This window comes from Aurantiacibacter xanthus (assembly GCF_003584015.1).
Classification (GTDB): domain Bacteria; phylum Pseudomonadota; class Alphaproteobacteria; order Sphingomonadales; family Sphingomonadaceae; genus Alteraurantiacibacter; species Alteraurantiacibacter xanthus.
In genome coordinates, this window is the sequence record NZ_QXFM01000059.1 from 1 (window position 1) to 16,631 (window position 16,631).

The following is a 16,631-nucleotide window of genomic DNA, read 5'->3' on the forward strand; positions in this document are numbered from 1 at the left end:
CGGTGAGAGCCTCGCGCGGCGACACCTGCGCTTGCCGCGTGGCACCTCGGTCGAGCAATTGCCCGGCTTTGCCGAGGGCGCATGGTGGGTGCAGGATTTTGCGGCCTCGCTCCCGGCACGCCTGCTCGGCATGGGTGAGGGGCGGCGTGTGCTCGATCTCTGCGCCGCGCCCGGTGGCAAGACGCTGCAATTGGCGAGCATGGGCTGGCAGGTCACGGCGCTCGACAATTCGTCGCGCCGGCTCGAACGTCTGCGCCAGAACTGCGAGCGCACCGGCCTTGCTGCCGAGGTGATCGAGGCCGACGCCATGGGCTGGCACCCCGAGGCGCAATACGACGCGATCCTGCTCGACGCGCCTTGCACCGCTACCGGCACTTGCCGCCGCAATCCTGACGTGCTCCACCGCATCGGCGAGCGCCAGATCGCGGCCATGGCCGAGCTGCAGGGGCAGTTGCTCGAGCGCGCGGGCAACTGGCTGGTGCCGGGCGGGCGGCTGGTTTACGCGACCTGCTCGCTCGAACGCGCCGAGGGTGAGGAGATCGCTGCGGCTTGTTCGCTGACGCCCGACCCCGTGCGCGCTGAGGAACTGCCCGCCGGTCTCGCGCCCACGCCCGAGGGCTGGGTGCGCACCGATCCGGGGATGCTGGCGGGCAAGGGCGGGCTCGACGGCTTCTTCATCGCCCGCTTCACCGCCTGAGTAGCGCCGTTAGATTCTGATGAGATTACCCTGGTCCGCCTTGCTCCCCTCCCCTTGGGGAGGGGCCGGGGGTGGGGGCTTCGACGCTGGCGTGGGCCCCCCATCCCAACCCTTCCCCACAGGGGAAGGGCGTTGCGAGTTGATCCTATGTCTTCCCGCTCTAGGCCCAACGTCGTCGCCCCGTGCTTTATGCAGGCCGACGATGATGTGGCACGGAAGCGCCTAGTCCTTCACATATTTCGCAAAACTCTTGCGCAGTTTCATCAGCTTGGGCGGTATCACCGCGAGGCAATAGGGATTGCGCTGGCCTTCGCCCTGCCAGTATTCCTGATGATAGTCCTCCGCCGGATACCAGGTGGCGGGGCCTTCGATGGTTGTCACCGCCATCGCGCCGTTCGCCGCATTCCAGCGCCCGATCGCAGCCTCGGCCTCGGCGCGCTGTTCGTCGTCCAGAGGGAAGATCGCGCTGCGGTACTGCGTGCCCACATCGTTGCCCTGCCGGTTGAGCTGGGTCGGATCGTGGGTGCCGAGGAACATGTCGTAGATCTCGGCGAGACTCACCACTGCGGGATCGAAGGTCACGCGGATGGCCTCGGCATGGCCGGTCTCGCCTGAGCAAACCTGCTTGTAGGTCGGCGCCTCGACATGCCCGCCGATATAGCCGCTTTCGACCCCGGCAACGCCGATCACGTCTTTGAACACGGCCTCGGTGCACCAGAAACAGCCGCCTGCGATAATCGCCTGCATGGTCATGGGTATAATCTCCTTTCGCCAGGAGATGGGAAGCGCGGGCGCACTTGTCATCCTTCGGTCCGGCCCTAGAGTTGCCCGGCCCCTTTCACAGGAGACCTGACGATGCGCCTTCCTGCCCTCCTTGCCACTACCCTCGCTCTCACCTGCGCCGCCCCCGCATTGGCCGAGACGCCCGCCGCGCCCGGTATCGAAGCGGTCCTCGCCGCCGATATCCGCGCCGACGACCGCGCACGCGACCAGTATCGCCACCCGGTCGAGACGCTCGCCTTTTTCGAGGTCGAGCCCGGGATGAGCGTGGTCGACTTCATGCCCTCGGGCGGCTGGTATTCGCGCGTGCTGATCCCCTATCTCGGGGCGGAGGGCAGCTATATCGGTCTCAACCCAGATGTCGGGACCGAGGGCGGACCGGGCTTCTTCGCCGGGATGCGCGAGACCGCCAGCCGCTTCCCCGCGCAGGCGCAGGGCTGGGTGGGCGACAACGGCGCAGCCGTGATCGGCGCGAACATCGGCGACGAGGCCATCGAAGCCATGGCTGGTAGCGTCGATCGTTTCCTCATCTTCCGCGAGATCCACAATATCCGCCGCCTCGGCTGGTTCCACGATGTGGCGACCACCGCGCGCACCCTGCTCAAGGACGATGGCCTGCTCGGCGTGGTCCAGCACCGCGCCAGGCCCGATGCTCCCGCAAGCTACGTGCTCGGCGACAAGGGCTATCAGCGCGAGGAAGACGTGATCGCGCTGTTCTCGGCCTACGGTTTCGATCTTGTGGGCAAGAGCGAGGTCAACGCCAACCCAGCCGATCCGGCGGACTGGGAGGGCGGGGTGTGGAGCCTTCCGCCCAGCTTCGGCGGAGCGCCCGAGGGCAGCGAAGAACGCGCCCGCCGCGCCGAAATCGGCGAGAGCGACCGCATGACGCTGCTGTTCCGCAAGCGGCCCTGATCCCGTTTTCGTAGACTTGGCGGCCAAGGCTCAGTAATCGCGCAGGCATGAGAAAGCTTACTGTCGCGGCGCTCCAGCTCGAACTCGGGCTGGCTGACGAGGCCGCCAACATCGCTGCCGTTTCGGATCTGGTCGCAGAGGCCGCAGGCAAGGGTGCGCAGGTGATCCTGCCGCCCGAACTGTTCTCCGGCCCCTATTTCTGCCGCGAGGAGAAAGACATGTTCTTCGCGCTCGCCCGCCCGACGCTGGAGCACCCGAGCGTGCAGGCGATGCGCAAGCTGGCGAAACAGCTGGGCGTGGCGATCCCCACCAGCTTCTTCGAGCGCGACGGGCACCACTACTACAACACGCTGGCGATGATCGACCCCGATGGCGAGATCATGGGCACCTATCGCAAGAGCCACATCCCCGATGGCCCCGGCTACGAGGAGAAATTCTATTTCCGCCCCGGCAACGACGGGTTCAAGGTCTGGGACGTGCCCTGCACAGGTGGCACGGCGCGCATCGGCATCGGGGTGTGCTGGGACCAGTGGTATCCCGAGACCGCGCGCTGCCTCGCGCTGTTGGGGGCCGAGGTCTTGTTCTATCCCACCGCGATCGGCTCCGAGCCGAAGGACGCCGGGATGGACACCAGCCGCATGTGGCGCCGCGCGATGATCGGCCATGCGGTGAGCAACTGCATGCCGGTGATCGCCGCCAACCGCATCGGCCATGAGGGCTCGCAGGCGGAAGGGACGGCCTTCTACGGCCACAGCTTCATCTGCGACGAATGGGGTGATTACCTCAGCGAATATGGCCGCGAGGAAACCGGCGTGCTGGCCGCTACGCTCGATCTCGATCAGGCGCGCGAGCACCGAGCCAGCTGGGGCTTCTTCCGCGACCGCCGCCCGCAGCTTTACGGCCGGATTGCCGAGGACATTTGAGCAAGCACCTCTATCTTGTCGCGCTGGGATCGAACCAGCGCCACCACCGCTACGGCGCGCCGCGGCAGGTGCTGGCGCGGGCCATCGCGCGCATCGACGACAAGCTGGGCAAGGTCGTCGCTCGCTCACGCCTGATCGAGACCGCGCCGGTCGGCCCGTCGCAAAGGCGCTACATCAACGGCGCTTTGGTGCTGTCGTGCGAGCTGAAGCCTGCCAAGTTGCTGCGCAAGTTGCAAAGGATCGAACGCAAGTTCGGCCGGGTGCGGCGCGGGCAGCGCTGGCGTTCGCGTCCGCTCGATCTCGATATTGTGCTGTGGTCGGGCGGAATTTTCGTGCGGCCAGAGCTGGCGATCCCGCATCCGCTGTTCCGCGAGCGCGACTTCGTGCTCGGTCCGGCAGCCGGGATTGCCGGCGATTGGCGCGACCCGGTGACCGGTTTGACGCTACGACAGTTGCATGGACGCTTGACCCGCCGCCGCCCGCTATCTAGGTGACGCGCCGCAGGCCATTCGCGCCATGCCCCATATCGGGCCCTTAGCTCAGTCGGTAGAGCAACTGACTTTTAATCAGTAGGTCGCTGGTTCGAACCCAGCAGGGCTCACCATTTATCGCCTTGAAGTCCTTGGTTTTCCGTCAGTTATGGCGCAAGCGTCTACTTCATCTGCACCACAATCCTGCTACACAGCGGAGGACGGTGAGGTGTTCAAGTTATCCCGGCGCAAAGGCTCAGCGATGTGGCAGGTGCGCAAGCGATGGCCGCTCGATTGTGCCCCGATCCTTCGCGGAGAGTTTATCCGCTCCACCGGAGAGACGGACAAGGAGAAGGCTGCGGACAAGCTTCCGCTCATCGCTGCCGAGTATCGTGCCAAGGTGAATGAGGCGCGGGAGGCCGCAAAGGCCAACCCTGAGAGGGTACTGACTGAGGCCGAGGCGCACCGCATGGCAGCGGAGTTCTTCAACACCCAGTTGCCCTCTTTCCTACCGCAGCGGCGGCTTGAGGCCATCGACCACAGGCAACTCCTCAGGTCCACCAAGGAGCGCCTTGAGGCCGTCCAAGCGATGCTGGGGCGGGGCGACTTCGGGCCGGTCTTGGCGGCGAGCAGGACGCTGCTGCGGCAGGCTGGGGTGTCCGTCGATCAGGACAGCCCTGCGGTTGGCTATCTGCAACGCATGCTTATGCGGGCTTTCGTGGAACTTCACCGGGCTGCGGTAGCGCGCCTTGAGGGCGATGCTGCCTATACCCCGCGTGACGCCGAGCTGATCGCGCCCCCGGCTGCCCCCGAGGCTCCCGAGGGGAAGACCGTGGCGGAACTCGTCGAAGCATACGAACGGGCCAAGACTCCCGGCTGGTCCGATTCTTCCAAGCGAGTCTTTGGCCCCGTTGCGCGCCTGCTTCGGGAGGAGTTTGGAGATCGGATGGTGGACAGCATCGCCCGAGAAGAGGCGCGGGAGTTCGTCGAGTTGCTGCAGTCCCTCCCCACCGGCATGGGCCGCAGGCTAGCCCTCAGGGGGCTGACGGCGCGTGAGGCCGTCGCGAAGGGGAAGGAGCTGGGCATCGCTCCGATCACCGCCAAGACCGTCAACGATGGCTACCTCGTCCACGTAGTCGCAGTCTTCAACTGGGCGGTGACTGAGCGGTGGATCACCTCTCACTCTTTCCACAAGCTGCGGGTGGCTGATCCGGTCGATGACGCGGACAGGCGCGATCCGTTTACCAGCGAGCAGTTGAAAACGATCTTCACGCAGGCACCGTGGGACCGCCCTTGGGATAGCGGCAGGGACCAGCCGGGGCGGTTCTGGGTGCCGTTGCTATGTCTTTTTCAGGGGCTGCGCCTGAGCGAGGCTACACAGCGGCGGGTAAGTGATGTGGAGGAGGGAGAAATACCTGTGATCCATATCCGAACCCAAGAAGGGGCGCGCCTCAAGACCGAATCATCGCGGGGAACGCTTCCGGTTCATCCCGAGCTGATCCGCCTAGGATTCCTGTCCTTCGTCGCTGAGCGGAAAGCTGCAGGCGACGAACTCCTGTTCCCAGAGGAAGGCTCAGGGCGCGCCTTGTCCGAGTGGTTCAGCGGCCATGTTCAGTCACTGCAGCTTGAAGGACGGCGGCTGGGCATTCACTCTTTCCGGCATGGGTTTGAGGACAGGCTGCGAGAGGCTGGGTTGCCCGAGCGCACTGCTCTGGCGCTGGCTCGCCGTGGTGAGAAGGGTTCAAGCCGGGGTTACGGCTACGGGAACTCCATCCAGAGCAAGGCGGAGGCGCTCCAGCGTGTGGTGTACCCCGGCCTCAATCTGGAGCATCTGGCTGGGGGCATCACCAAACTACTCCTCTAGCACCACCAACCGGATGGCCCTCGATCCATCGCCCCGGCGGGGGCATTTAAGGTGACCTATTGCACCAACCGACGGAAGGCAGATCGGAGCCGCACCTACCAAGCCAAGGGGCTGACCGAAGAGGACGCCCTAGTGCAGGCCCGGTGCGCCTTCATCCTACGCCATGGTCACTACGACGATGGCCGTGTGATCCAGTGGACACCCGAAGGGGGCATTTAAGTTGCGCTATAGCACCAACCGGAACCCCGACCCGGTCCACCTCTGGAACCCTTAGGTTCCACGAAGGGGCACCCTAAAACCCTCGCTATAGCACTTTGAACGGGAAGGCTGCGCCCTGAGGGCACCACGAAGGGTGACCCTATGCACCAGAACGGCCGGACAGGCTCAATGTCTGCCCGAAGAGCTTAGCTCAGTTACGACCACCCATTTGATGGGTTGACAGCAAGGAACAAAGTGAGTATCCTATCCTACTAATATAGTACTACTACTCAGTACTAGGGAAGTCCTACTACTTACGTCTTGCTTAGGATGGAATAGTAAGGATGAGATAGTAGGGTAGATAGTAGGACTGCTACTCAGTACTGCCTCAGGACTGCTACCCAGTCCTTCCCCCTTCCCCCTTTCATCGTCATCATCTCCAGCCCAGCCACCTAGGGTCATCCAGCGGCATAGCCCTAGATTGGACTCTGAGGCCTCTTCCAGCGCGAAGGCGGGGCTACCCGCTACCCTACCAGCTAGACGCCCGCAGCGACTCTCTACGAGTCTCTGAGCGGCTGTCCCTGCAAGGAGTCATCCCATCGCCAACCCTCACGCATCTCCCTACGCCTTCCCGGCTGGGAAGAACCCCGGGCTTGCTGAGTACCTGAACGAGAAGACCGAGTACGATCCGGCCAGCGGCTGTCTGCTGTGGGTCGGCTCCTTCAACAAAGAGGGCACTGGCCGAGTCTCTCCGCCTATCGCCAAGCAGTACGGCTCCCTGCAAGCTGCCCGCCTAGCGTGGCAAGCGGGGCATGGCCGGAAGCTGGACAAGGCCACCCACCTCTATCGCCGCTGCGGCAACCCCAAGTGCATCCACCCGCACCACCTCAAGGAAGCAGAGCCAAACGACACTTGGCACGACCCTGACCTAGGACCGCCCCTGAGGCGTGGCAGCGTCGGAGCCTTGAAGGTCGGCAAGCGCATCCTGTGGGCGAAAGAGGTCTACCAGATTCAGTCCTACCCGCTGCCCCGCGACCCGTCCTTGGGTCTGCCTTTCATGTTCAGCAGTGCGGTTGGCTGCTGGCACACAGACCGGCCCCGCTGGGTCGACCTCAAGCCAGTCCAGCTACGCAAGCTCGATATCATCCGCACCGTGCGCCGCTGCCCTATCCGCGCCAGCCTCACGGTGCTGCCCTGCGGTTTCCGCCGCTACGACCTGCCCGCAGGTATCACCGAGATCGCCTTCACCGAGCCACCGCCTCTGACCTACGAGGAAGTGTTTGGTTTGGTCGAAGATGACGAAGCTCCAGAGACTGCCCCTGCGGCAGACCGGGCACTCGCCGCCTAGAAGCCTGTCGGCTTTGGGTTGGCTCCGCCGTCTAGTCCGTCTTGGACACCCACCACCCCAGCACGAAAGCGCCCCGGCTGTAATCCCATGCCCCGCCTCTCCAGCATCGCTCTGGTCGCCACGGTCGCAATGGTGACCGTCTCGCAGACCATCACCGCCCTTGCGGCCATCCTCGCCCTCGCCCTGGGCTAACCCCGTCCCCGCAGCGCCGGAGTAGCTAACGGCCCTGCTTTCCTGCCCCCGCTGGTTTTCGTCATGGTCCCCGGCGGGGGCAGTCCCTGAAATGACCATGCGCCACAGACCCGAAAGGATCATGACCTCCACAAGCACCACCCCGGCCCGCGTGGGCCGAGAGCGGACCTGCACTCAGTGCGGTGCCACCTACCGCTCGCCGCGCAACTCCTCGCTCTATTGCTCGCCCGCTTGTCGCAAGAAGGCCAACCGAGGGTCGACCCCTACGGCTGGCCCCAAGGCTGGTCCTGCAACATTCTCGCCCATCACCAAGGCGCTGCTGGTCGCGGGCTACGTCGGCCCCATTACCGGCAGCAAGAGCGAGCCGGTCTATGCCCTGACCGTTCCCTTTGACCACGCGCTGGCCGAGCTGTCCTACCAGTTCAACCGCAAGGGCTGGGGCAACGTCAGCCGCGAAGAGTTCGCTGAAGCCCTGCGGTCCGATGGCATTCAGGACTTCTACGCCCGCTCGCCGGAAGCCGCAGACCTCAACCGCCGCCAGACCCGCCGCCGCATGGAGCGCCAGCGCGCTGCTTGAGGGGTCGCCAGTCGGCTGCCCCCTGAGGCCGCTTAGCGTCCCGTTTTCGGCTACCCCCTACCTGACCCCCCGGCTTGTCAAACATGGGACGCTAAGCACCCCTGTAACCCGCAGAAATGAGCCGCCGCGAAAGGCCATTGTGGCGGACCTAGGGTCTGCCTTTCGACCGGCCTCCAGCCCCCCTTCCAGATCACGGGAAAACCATGACCCTCACCGATGACGAAACCCTGATCCTTGAACGGATCGAACATGAGACAGCAGAGCGGCAGGCGAGCGACGCCCGCCTCCACAGCCTGCTGGGAAACCTGCACGGCGCGTTCAAGGCTGCGACTGGGGCGACCGGCGCTGCAGGGTTCTAGCCAGACCCCGGAAAGTTTTCGCGCAAAAATCCGAAGCAGGATTGATAGATAGGCGCTCCGCTGCATTCCCCCATGGGGGTGCCTTAGGCGGCAGAAAGGGAGGCCCGTCGTGCTGGCGAGCCTCCTTTCTTTTTCAGCCGATCAAGCGCGCCGCTTCCAGTTCAGCGAGAACCCTACCGGCCCCAGCTTGAAGCAAAGGCCATCCCATTTGGGGTAGTCCCGAGGATCGACCCTGCGGACTGCCACAGGGCTGGCCGAGGGATAGGGGCTGAGGTTTGCGGGGTAGAAGATCACGGACATTGAAAGCCTCCTGTTGAAGTGAGGCAGTCCATCTATCCCACAGCCCAGCAGGCCGTAAGTACATGGATACCGACGGGTACGGGCTTTGAGTCCAGCCGAGTCGATCCTGCGGCGAGCCGAGTCCTAGGCCCGTTGCTGCCCGCGCTTCCCCGCCGTACACAACTGACTAACGCACGTTGCGCAGTTCTGTAAGGAGGATGATATGTGCCGAGTGGTTGCCTACTATCGCGTCTCGACCGCCAAGCAGGGGCAGTCTGGCCTTGGCCTTGAGGCCCAGCGCCAAGCCGTCCTGGCACTCTGCCAGAGCCGGGGCTGGGAAGTGATAGCGGAGCATACCGAGGTGGAGAGCGGGAAGGTAGCAAACCGGCCCCAGCTTACCGCCGCCCTTCACCGCGCCAAGGTCACCGGCTCCACCCTAGTGGTGGCCAAGCTCGACCGCCTGAGCCGCTCTGTGGCTTTCCTCTCGGCCCTGCAGGACAGCGGGACCAAGTTCATCGCGGCAGATATGCCAGAGGCCAACGAGCTGACCGTCCATATCATGGCAGCCGTGGCGCAGGCCGAGCGGCAGGCCATCAGCCGCCGCACCAAGGAAGCCCTAGGGGCAGCCCGAGCGGCTGGCCGCAAGCTGGGCAACCCGAACGGAGCGGCAGCCCTGAGGCGGGCCGGTAAGGGCAACGCTGCGGCCATCGCCGAGGTGAAGGCAGGGGCGGATGACTACGCCCGCGATCTAGCGCCCGTGGTGGCGGACATTCGGGCTGCCGGTAAGGTGAGCCTTGGGGCTATCGCTGCGGAGCTTAACGCCCGCCACATACAGACCCGCAGGGGTGGCAAGTGGCACCCCTCCAGCGTTCGCAACCTGCTGGCGCGACTTCAATCGTCTGTGGTGGTCTGATTTATTTCCGAAAGACCACTTCTTCAGCCAAGACTGGACGCGTCCCCGGCACGACCACCTCTCCTAGGCGCAGCACTTTCACCCATTCTAACCGTTGTTTGTGCTGATCGGTTAATGCCCTACCGGCGTCTAACAAGAGTTCACGTTCGTCGGGTTGAGGCAAAAGAGAAAATATCTCAGATCCAACATTCGTCACAAACCAAGATTCAAGTTGGAGCGGCGCGGGTCCGACCACCTTGGCTTGGAGCGCAAACTCTTTAGCCACGACGAGAACTTCATTTCTCTCGTTTGGGGTCCAAGTTCGGGTGAGCGTTGACCCAACTCCTGTCAGTGCGCCTGCTGCCTGCAACGCCATCGCTTCTGTCAACGACGGTCCACTATTATCAACGTCCGCCAGTAATATTGCCCCCTGTAGGATTCTCTTGGCGAACCGCTCACAGACCTCGGCCAATCCTGAATCTAGGTCGAAAATGAACCTAAGGCTGGCCGCACTAAATGAACCGGGAGTCCTAGCTTCTCCTGCCAATACGCGCGCCCACAATGCGCGCATTTCCTCTGAGGAAGCAGTAGAGGAATAGTGTTGAAAGCGAGAAAGCCACTCGTCCTTGATTGATCCGGTATCCGAATCATCAGAATCGTCACTCTGATCCGTCAACTGCAATGTGGCTTTCTGTGCGACGGCAGCCAAGTTGATCGTCTTCTCAAACTCCCGAAAGTCTGTCGCAGCCTTGAAAGCAAGTAGACGTGCGCGTTCATGGTCGCCTTCTTCTAGGGCGGACAGGACTGGCGCAAATGCCGCTTCTTTCAGCTTCCTCTTAAGCTCACCTTCGTGCTTGATATTATCCGACTTGACGTCAATCCAAGTCGCCGGAAGATCGAAGATTCCCCCTAATAGACGATCGATTGCCGCGAGGAACCTATATTTCGTCTCTATCGATAATGACCCGGCACCCTCTGTTGTGTCGAGATGAGCCTTGATCCCCACCTCTAGCTTATCGTGCTTGTCTGCCATCTTGCTTCCATAGGACGGTTTTGCTTCCCTCGACAAGCACCATCAATCCTTCGTTATTGTTGGCATTCTCCCGATCAGAAGGGGATTTCGTCCGATAGTTCTTCGCAGAGGTCGAGCCTCCACCGTGTGTAGTAAGGCAAGCGCACCCGCTCTGCGGTGTATTCAGCAATGTGGAGGCGGGCCGCTGACATATACCGAGGACTTTGACTCGCTCTGACGACTAAGCCTTCGTCCGTCCAATACGGTATGCGCACGTAGACTGTGAGCGTGCATAGGTAGAACGCAAGCCCTTCACGTTCCAAGGCCGCAAGGTGGCCATTCAACGCGGCTATGGCCTCCAGCCGGGGAATCACCGAATCGAACCGCAGCGGCGCTGGGTCACTTTGGTCCCAAGGGTCGCGCATGAGTGACTCAATATGCACGATGGCATCGCGCAATACAGGCATAAGTTCAGGGGTCGGGTTAGCTGCACAGCTCAGTTCGGACATGATCGAGCGTTCCAGAGCTTGGATCACGCTTTCGGCATTCTCGACGCGCCGCAGGACATCGCCTGAGGTTTCTCCCTGTGCCGCCTCTGCCGCAACGACCTCAGCCTCCTTCACCGGGGTTGGCCGAATGAGGCCAGCTGGCGGCACCCCGAGAACTGCGGCAATGTCTGCGAGAGTTTCGTGACGTAGAGGCGCGCCCCTCTCAGCGCGTTGGATGGTACGCACATTGACCCGTGCTTGGTGAGCTAGTGCTTCTTGTGTCAAAGCACGACGCGCCCTTGCGCTCTTCATCTTCTGAGAGTCCACGATCAGCGGGACATGGTTAGGTTTCGGCAGCATCAGGAACTCCTTGTTTCAGTGCCCTAAATACTCACCCAAACGGCCCGCGACTTGCCACGGCGGAAGGGAGACAGTGGCCCGACATAGACCCGACACTACCACGACTTTGGCCTGACTCGAATACCGCAACCCGACATAGACCCGCCAATCACCCGACAGTTAGCTCGCCGAGTATCTCCCCAGCTTCTCCTCCGCCGCCCTGAGGGCATCCATAGCCGATCCCCATAGGTCTGCCCCTCTGTCCTCGTAGCATGGCCCTGTATGGCATCCCTAACTGCAGACGACACCCTTACGCTCCACGCATTTCCATGGGCGGCGATTTTGGTCAGTTCCTAGTGTTCAATCACCTGAGGCAGCGTGATATTTTCACTGAGGTGGCAGTGAGCCACGCCCACAAAGATACTTGTCGGGGAATGCCTTCGCCCAAGCGAAGAAGGGGTCAGGCTCACCTGATACCACGTACTGAAAGAACGAGGAGTAAGCCAAGGAGTCGATAGGACCGGGCAGGAGGCTGGGCAAACCAATGTCCTGCCGGATTGCGTCCTCTGCTGCGACCATTGCTGCTTCCACGAAGGCGGCAAACCATTCGTCATTCTTCTCTATACGATCCTCCAGCGCGATGCTGATGAGATTCAGGCCGTTGCAGAAGAACAGAAGGAGCGACGCACGGTTTGTGCAGTATGAGGCCAACTCTTCGTCGCTAATGTCAGGTTCCGAGAAGCGGAGCCTCCCCAACTCGTCGATATGGTCAGCCACCTTTGAGATATGGGGTCGTAGCTGGCCGGATACATAGGGCGTACTCGTATAGCCGCGTTCTTCCTTCCCCTCCTCTGGCATTCCCGCCGCCATCAATGGGGCAAAAGTCAGGACGTAGTTCGCAAGCTGTTCGCGCACCGCCAACATGGGATTGTTCGCTGCTACTATCTCCATCGCTAGAGAGTGTAACTGTGCGCAGTTCCTTTGCTTCTCCTCCTCGTCATAAAACGAGAAGATCGCATCGGCTGCGAAAAAGTACGAATGCCCATGATGTTGCAGCGCCTGCCCCAACACTGACCGCTGCCACCTCTTCAGCGCCCTCCGCTCCCTCCATCCTTCGAACACAATCGCCACCTTTATTGCCCGTGCATCAAAGCTAACCAGACTGATCGGGCATGTACACAGACAGCTTCTTCACCCCGGTCCCGAGTGCAGCCTGAGACCTGTGCTTCTGTCATCCTATCGTGACCCAGCTCCCCTCCAGCGCTTCGCCTTCGCTTGGGCCGCGTTGGCTCCTTTGCGTTCTTCCATAGGGCAGCCCGGTCTCGCGGTTCACTAGCATTTGTCGCGATTTCCTGTTTCTTCACCCTCACGGGATATCGCTAGTTAGGCAAGCGCCCCAAGCGGCTGGGGTTGGCGAGTAGAGAAGGAAAAACCCCGTGCGACTGTCGCTTCTTCCAAGTGTTCTTCTCGTTTTAGCAGGCTGTGCCGATAGTGAAGAGAAGCTTCAGGACGAAGCTCTCGAAGCACTGGTGGAGTCAGGCAGCGAGCCTGTCGGCTACGCTGAGGATCATGAGATGTTGGTGGAGGAACTGCCCGAGCTCACAGTTCCTGACTTTTCCCGTCCAGACCTGCCCTCGATGACGGACAGTGAAGTTAGGCTCCCTCCAACTCGTAGCCGCTATGCATACCGCTCCTACGAAGATGAAGGCGAATATCGAGAGCCATTTGACGAACGGGCTGCGCGTAGGGCTGCCGAGAGGGAGCTCGCATACGAAGGTTACGACTACAGCTATGGCTGTACACAAGACTGCTCGGGACACGAGGCGGGCTGGGAGTGGCGAGCCCAAAACGGCTATTCGGCTTATGGGAACAGCCAAAGTTTTGCCGAGGGAGGCTACGCCTTCGATGAGGCGCTAGAGCGTCGCGTGGACAAGATGCGCGACGATTATGAACTAGGCTATGAGGCTAACTACTAGCATTCCGGCTCAGGTTTCCAGCCGCCCGGTTCATTGCCAGCGGGTCTGCGTGGCACCGACCACATCGGCTATCTTGCCTGAAGTGCCCGCACAGTGCTACACAATCGCCTGTTAACAGTGGTGTGGAAGTGGCAGTTTTCTGCGGTTTTCAGGGCACTAAACGGTAGTAGGTCGCTGGTTCGAACCCAGCAGGGCTCACCATTTCCTAACCGAAAAATGCGTGGTGTGATGGCCGCCGGTGTATGTCACTGGCCGCGCGGCACATAATGGCCGCACCCATGGCTATAAGTCGCCACTCCCAGCAGTCTGAAATTTTCACATATGCGATTGTTTCGCATGTTTGATGCAGGACAAGGAAGGTCGCCCGCGCCGGGTGCAGGTACGCTGCCACGAACCCACTGCGGAGAGATCAACCATGCTTCCCACCAGCGATGCCACCAAGGGCAAGCGCATCATTCCCGGCACGCCCGTGTTCGACGGCGAACAGGCGCGCTCGGGCTATGCGCTCAATGCCATGTGCTATGCCTTCAACAGCGCTGAACTGCGCGAGGCCTTCGTCAAGGACGAAGAGGCCGTGATGGAGCGCTTCAACCTTACCGAGCAGCAGCGCGACGCCGTGCGCAAGCGCGACATTCTCGCCATGCTCGAAGCGGGGGGCAATGTTTACTACCTCGCCAAGCTGGCTGGCATCCTCGGCCTTAACGTGCAGGATCTGGGTGCGCTGCAGACCGGCATGGAGCTGGAAGACTTCAAGGCAGCCCTGCTCGCCCACGGTCTCACCGAAACCCGCAACTTCCTGTCGGAGAAAGCAGCATGAGCAAGATCGCAGGCGGCATCTTCACCAGCCACGTCCCCGGCATCGGCGGCGCGATCGCCAAGGGCCTTCAGCAGGACCCTTACTGGAAGCCCTTCTTCGATGGCTTCGAGCCGGTTCACCAGTGGCTGGCCGCAGAAAAGCCCGATGTCGCGGTGGTGTTCTACAACGATCACGGCCTCAACTTCTTCCTCGACAAGATGCCGACCTTCGCCATCGGCGCGGCGGCGGAATATCGTCACGAGGACGAGGGCTGGGGCATCGCCTTCCAGCGTCCGTTCGAAGGCCATCAGGATCTTTCCTGGCACATTATCGAAGAGGTCGTGGCGAGCGAGTTCGATCCTGTCACCTGCCAGTCGATGCTGGTCGATCATGCCGTGGCCGTGCCGTTCGAGCTGTGCTGGCCGGGTAAGGAGGCTTTCCCGCTCAAGCTGATCCCCATTGCCGTCAACACCGTGCAGCACCCGCTGCCGAGCCCCAAGCGCTGCTACAACCTCGGGCAGGCTGTGGGCCGCGCGATCGAAAGCTGGGGCGGCGATGAGAAGGTCGTGGTGTTCGGCACCGGCGGGCTGTCGCACCAGCTCGAAGGTGGCCGCGCCGGGCATATCAACGTCGACTATGACAAGTTCTGCCTGCGCAATCTCGCGCCCGATCCCGAAGCGCTGTTGCAGCACGATACGCTCGATATCGTCGAGCTGGCGGGCAGCCAGGGGGTGGAAATCCTGAACTGGATTGCCGCGCGCGGGGCCCTGCGCGGCTCTGTGCGCGAACTCGCCAGCAACTATCACATTCCGATCAGCAACACGGCTGCCGCGACCGTGCTGCTCGAGAACAGCGACAAGGTTCACGCCTGATCCTCTCCCCCCACAAAGGCTGAACCGCAAGTGGAGGCCGGACAGGACATGGGTCCTGTCCGGCCTCTCGCGTTCTGGGGGCCGCAAGTTTTTACCGTTTGATCAAGGTCAAAGCGAATACGGCAAGCCCTCCTATTCTAACGCTCGTTACTAAAGAGAGCGACCAAGGAGAGGCGCAATGGTTCATTTCCCACAAGAAGGCTTGTATCAGGACGTGCTGCGCCTCGTGCGCATGGAAGGCGATATTGCCGACATCGAGATCGAGGGCGAAATTCCCGCCGGGATGGAAGGTGCTTTTTACCGCGTCCACCCCGATCCGCAGTTTGCGCCCAGGGCCGGCGGCGGCGATCAGTTCTTCAACGGCGATGGCATGGTCACCATGTTCCGGTTCCACGATGGCCGCGTCTCGATGAAGCAGCGCTATGCGAAGACCGATAAGTGGAAGCTCGAAAACGCGGCGGGCAAGGCGCTGTTCGGTTCCTACCGCAACCCGCGCACCGACGATCCGAGCGTGATCGGCCAGCATCGCGGCACCGCCAACACCAATGTCCTCATCCACGGCAAGGAGCTGCTGGCGATGAAGGAAGACAGCCCCTGTCTGGTGATGGACAAGGCGAGTCTCGAAACCGATGGTTACACCGACTGGGACGGCCAGCTGAAGCTGCGCACCTTCGGCGCGCACCCCAAGATCGACCCGGAGACGGGCAATCTCTGCAACATCTCCTATGCCGCCAGTGGCGATCTCCAGCGCGACGCGCACTATTACGAGATCGACGAAGAGGGCAACGTCGTCACCCGCGCCGAGTTCGAGGTGCCTTACTACACGATGCTGCACGACTTCGCGATTGCGGGGGATTATATCGTGATCCCGGTCTCGCCCTACAGCTCGGACCCGAGCGTGCTCGAACAGGACCGCCCGCACTTCTACTATGACCGCAGCCTGCCGACCTGGCTCGGCGTGATGCGGCGCGACAGCGATGGCAGCGACATGCGCTGGTTCAAGCACGAGGCGGGGCTATGCTCGTGCCACGTGATGAACGCCTTTGCCGAAGGGACCAGGGTCCACCTCGATACGCCCGCTTCGAAGATCGGCAGCCTGCCGTTCTTCCCCGACAAGGACGGCGCTCCGTTCGACCCCGAGCTGGCCATGACTGAGCTGGTGCGCATCACCGTCGATCTCGCCAGCAACGAGGACGTGGTCGAGAGCGTCACCCCGCTGGGCAAGGCGCCGGGCGAGTTCCCGCGCATCGACGATCGCATGGCGGGCAAGGATTACACCCACGGCTGGATGATCACTTATGATCTGGCCAAGCCCTACAACGGCCCTCCCGGACCCTTCGCCGGGGTGATCAACACGCTGACCCATTTCAACACTAGGACTGGCGAGGAAGAGAGCTGGTGGTGCGGGCCGGATGGCTCGTTGCAGGAGCCGTGCTTCGTGCCGCGCTCGGCCGATTCGGCAGAAGGTGACGGCTGGCTGGTGGCGCTGGTGGACGACCATGTCCGCAATTACTCGGACCTGTGCGTGTTCGACGCCTGCGACGTGGCCAAGGGGCCGATTGCGCGCGCCAAGCTGCCGCTCCGGTTGCGTCAGGGGTTGCACGGCAACTGGGCCGACGCGAGCAAACTTGCCGCCTGACCGGGCGGACTAACGAAC

Annotated in this window: 18 protein-coding genes and 1 tRNA gene; 14 read left to right on the forward strand and 5 right to left on the reverse strand. The window is 62.2% G+C overall.

The window, feature by feature from the left end:
• Positions 1–697 (forward strand): RsmB/NOP family class I SAM-dependent RNA methyltransferase (locus D2V17_RS05795; RefSeq protein WP_147367248.1); only part of this gene is annotated, 697 nt, incomplete at its 5' end.
• 222 nt (positions 698–919) lie between these two features.
• On the opposite strand, the gene msrA is transcribed toward D2V17_RS05795, so the two are convergent.
• Complete coding sequence (gene msrA, locus D2V17_RS05800) at positions 920–1,450, reverse strand: peptide-methionine (S)-S-oxide reductase MsrA (protein ID WP_119592149.1); 531 nt, start codon at positions 1,448–1,450, stop codon at positions 920–922.
• A gap of 102 nt (positions 1,451–1,552) precedes the next feature.
• Here msrA and D2V17_RS05805 point away from each other — a divergent pair, with 102 nt between their 5' ends.
• From D2V17_RS05805 to D2V17_RS21245, 8 genes are all read left to right on the forward strand, one after another.
• Positions 1,553–2,389, forward strand: coding sequence for a class I SAM-dependent methyltransferase (locus D2V17_RS05805; protein WP_119592150.1), 837 nt, complete (start codon positions 1,553–1,555; stop codon positions 2,387–2,389).
• 47 nt (positions 2,390–2,436) lie between these two features.
• Positions 2,437–3,312 carry an N-carbamoylputrescine amidase gene (aguB, locus tag D2V17_RS05810; protein ID WP_119592151.1) on the forward strand — a complete coding sequence of 292 codons (876 nt, stop codon included), beginning with the start codon at positions 2,437–2,439 and terminating at the stop codon, positions 3,310–3,312.
• Entirely contained in the window at positions 3,309–3,806 is a 498-nt protein-coding gene (folK, locus tag D2V17_RS05815; RefSeq protein ID WP_119592152.1) for a 2-amino-4-hydroxy-6-hydroxymethyldihydropteridine diphosphokinase, read from the forward strand. Before aguB ends, folK begins: the two co-directional genes overlap by 4 nt.
• Positions 3,807–3,840: 34 nt before the next feature.
• A tRNA-Lys gene (locus D2V17_RS05820) sits at positions 3,841–3,916 on the forward strand.
• 128 nt (positions 3,917–4,044) lie between these two features.
• Positions 4,045–5,646, forward strand: coding sequence for a site-specific integrase (locus tag D2V17_RS05825; protein WP_119592154.1), 1,602 nt, complete (start codon positions 4,045–4,047; stop codon positions 5,644–5,646).
• 1,162 nt (positions 5,647–6,808) lie between these two features.
• Positions 6,809–7,192, forward strand: coding sequence for a hypothetical protein (locus D2V17_RS05830; RefSeq protein WP_119592155.1), 384 nt, complete (start codon positions 6,809–6,811; stop codon positions 7,190–7,192).
• Positions 7,193–7,505: 313 nt separating this feature from the next.
• Positions 7,506–7,961 carry a hypothetical protein gene (locus D2V17_RS05835; protein ID WP_119592156.1) on the forward strand — a complete coding sequence of 152 codons (456 nt, stop codon included), beginning with the start codon at positions 7,506–7,508 and terminating at the stop codon, positions 7,959–7,961.
• 203 nt (positions 7,962–8,164) lie between these two features.
• Positions 8,165–8,320, forward strand: a complete 156-nt coding sequence (locus tag D2V17_RS21245; protein WP_191229093.1) for a hypothetical protein — start codon at positions 8,165–8,167, stop codon at positions 8,318–8,320.
• A 141-nt stretch (positions 8,321–8,461) separates the two neighbouring features.
• On the opposite strand, the gene D2V17_RS21525 is transcribed toward D2V17_RS21245, so the two are convergent.
• Positions 8,462–8,620: a hypothetical protein gene (locus D2V17_RS21525; protein ID WP_220474076.1), complete on the reverse strand. Its 159-nt coding sequence runs from the start codon at positions 8,618–8,620 to the stop codon at positions 8,462–8,464.
• Positions 8,621–8,822: 202 nt separating this feature from the next.
• Between D2V17_RS21525 and D2V17_RS05840 the strand changes: the two genes are divergently transcribed.
• A complete protein-coding gene (locus D2V17_RS05840) occupies positions 8,823–9,512 on the forward strand; it encodes a recombinase family protein (protein WP_119592157.1) in 690 nt (229 codons plus the stop codon).
• Between the two features lies 1 nt (position 9,513).
• Here D2V17_RS05840 and D2V17_RS05845 read toward each other — a convergent pair whose 3' ends face one another.
• The 3 genes from D2V17_RS05845 to D2V17_RS05855 form a co-directional block, all read right to left on the reverse strand.
• Entirely contained in the window at positions 9,514–10,524 is a 1,011-nt protein-coding gene (locus tag D2V17_RS05845) for a DUF2806 domain-containing protein (protein WP_119592158.1), read from the reverse strand.
• Positions 10,525–10,598: 74 nt separating this feature from the next.
• Entirely contained in the window at positions 10,599–11,351 is a 753-nt protein-coding gene (locus D2V17_RS05850; RefSeq protein ID WP_119592159.1) for a helix-turn-helix domain-containing protein, read from the reverse strand.
• 366 nt (positions 11,352–11,717) lie between these two features.
• A complete protein-coding gene (locus tag D2V17_RS05855; protein WP_119592160.1) occupies positions 11,718–12,461 on the reverse strand; it encodes a hypothetical protein in 744 nt (247 codons plus the stop codon).
• 305 nt (positions 12,462–12,766) lie between these two features.
• Here D2V17_RS05855 and D2V17_RS05860 point away from each other — a divergent pair, with 305 nt between their 5' ends.
• From D2V17_RS05860 to D2V17_RS05875, 4 genes are all read left to right on the forward strand, one after another.
• Positions 12,767–13,306 carry a hypothetical protein gene (locus tag D2V17_RS05860; RefSeq protein WP_119592162.1) on the forward strand — a complete coding sequence of 180 codons (540 nt, stop codon included), beginning with the start codon at positions 12,767–12,769 and terminating at the stop codon, positions 13,304–13,306.
• Positions 13,307–13,721: 415 nt separating this feature from the next.
• On the forward strand, positions 13,722–14,123 hold the full coding sequence (locus tag D2V17_RS05865; protein WP_119592163.1) for a protocatechuate 4,5-dioxygenase subunit alpha: 402 nt from the start codon (positions 13,722–13,724) through the stop codon (positions 14,121–14,123).
• Positions 14,120–14,974, forward strand: coding sequence for a class III extradiol dioxygenase family protein (locus D2V17_RS05870; protein WP_119592165.1), 855 nt, complete (start codon positions 14,120–14,122; stop codon positions 14,972–14,974). Before D2V17_RS05865 ends, D2V17_RS05870 begins: the two co-directional genes overlap by 4 nt.
• A 178-nt stretch (positions 14,975–15,152) precedes the next feature.
• Positions 15,153–16,613, forward strand: coding sequence for a lignostilbene-alpha,beta-dioxygenase (locus tag D2V17_RS05875; RefSeq protein ID WP_119592166.1), 1,461 nt, complete (start codon positions 15,153–15,155; stop codon positions 16,611–16,613).
• Positions 16,614–16,631 lie beyond the last annotated feature (18 nt).

Excerpts from the sequence above, each read along its gene's own strand:
- aguB (WP_119592151.1), top strand. The coding sequence starts at position 2,437 with ATGAGAAAGCTTACTGTCGCGGCGCTCCAGCTCGAACTCGGGCTGGCT.
- D2V17_RS05845 (WP_119592158.1), bottom strand. The coding sequence starts at position 10,524 with ATGGCAGACAAGCACGATAAGCTAGAGGTGGGGATCAAGGCTCATCTC.
- D2V17_RS05875 (WP_119592166.1), top strand. The coding sequence starts at position 15,153 with ATGGTTCATTTCCCACAAGAAGGCTTGTATCAGGACGTGCTGCGCCTC.
- D2V17_RS05835 (WP_119592156.1), top strand. The coding sequence starts at position 7,506 with ATGACCTCCACAAGCACCACCCCGGCCCGCGTGGGCCGAGAGCGGACC.
- D2V17_RS05805 (WP_119592150.1), top strand. The coding sequence starts at position 1,553 with ATGCGCCTTCCTGCCCTCCTTGCCACTACCCTCGCTCTCACCTGCGCC.
- D2V17_RS05870 (WP_119592165.1), top strand. The coding sequence starts at position 14,120 with ATGAGCAAGATCGCAGGCGGCATCTTCACCAGCCACGTCCCCGGCATC.
- D2V17_RS05840 (WP_119592157.1), top strand. The coding sequence starts at position 8,823 with ATGTGCCGAGTGGTTGCCTACTATCGCGTCTCGACCGCCAAGCAGGGG.
- D2V17_RS05825 (WP_119592154.1), top strand. The coding sequence starts at position 4,045 with ATGTGGCAGGTGCGCAAGCGATGGCCGCTCGATTGTGCCCCGATCCTT.
- D2V17_RS21525 (WP_220474076.1), bottom strand. The coding sequence starts at position 8,620 with ATGTCCGTGATCTTCTACCCCGCAAACCTCAGCCCCTATCCCTCGGCC.
- D2V17_RS05850 (WP_119592159.1), bottom strand. The coding sequence starts at position 11,351 with ATGCTGCCGAAACCTAACCATGTCCCGCTGATCGTGGACTCTCAGAAG.
- D2V17_RS05865 (WP_119592163.1), top strand. The coding sequence starts at position 13,722 with ATGCTTCCCACCAGCGATGCCACCAAGGGCAAGCGCATCATTCCCGGC.
- msrA (WP_119592149.1), bottom strand. The coding sequence starts at position 1,450 with ATGACCATGCAGGCGATTATCGCAGGCGGCTGTTTCTGGTGCACCGAG.
- D2V17_RS21245 (WP_191229093.1), top strand. The coding sequence starts at position 8,165 with ATGACCCTCACCGATGACGAAACCCTGATCCTTGAACGGATCGAACAT.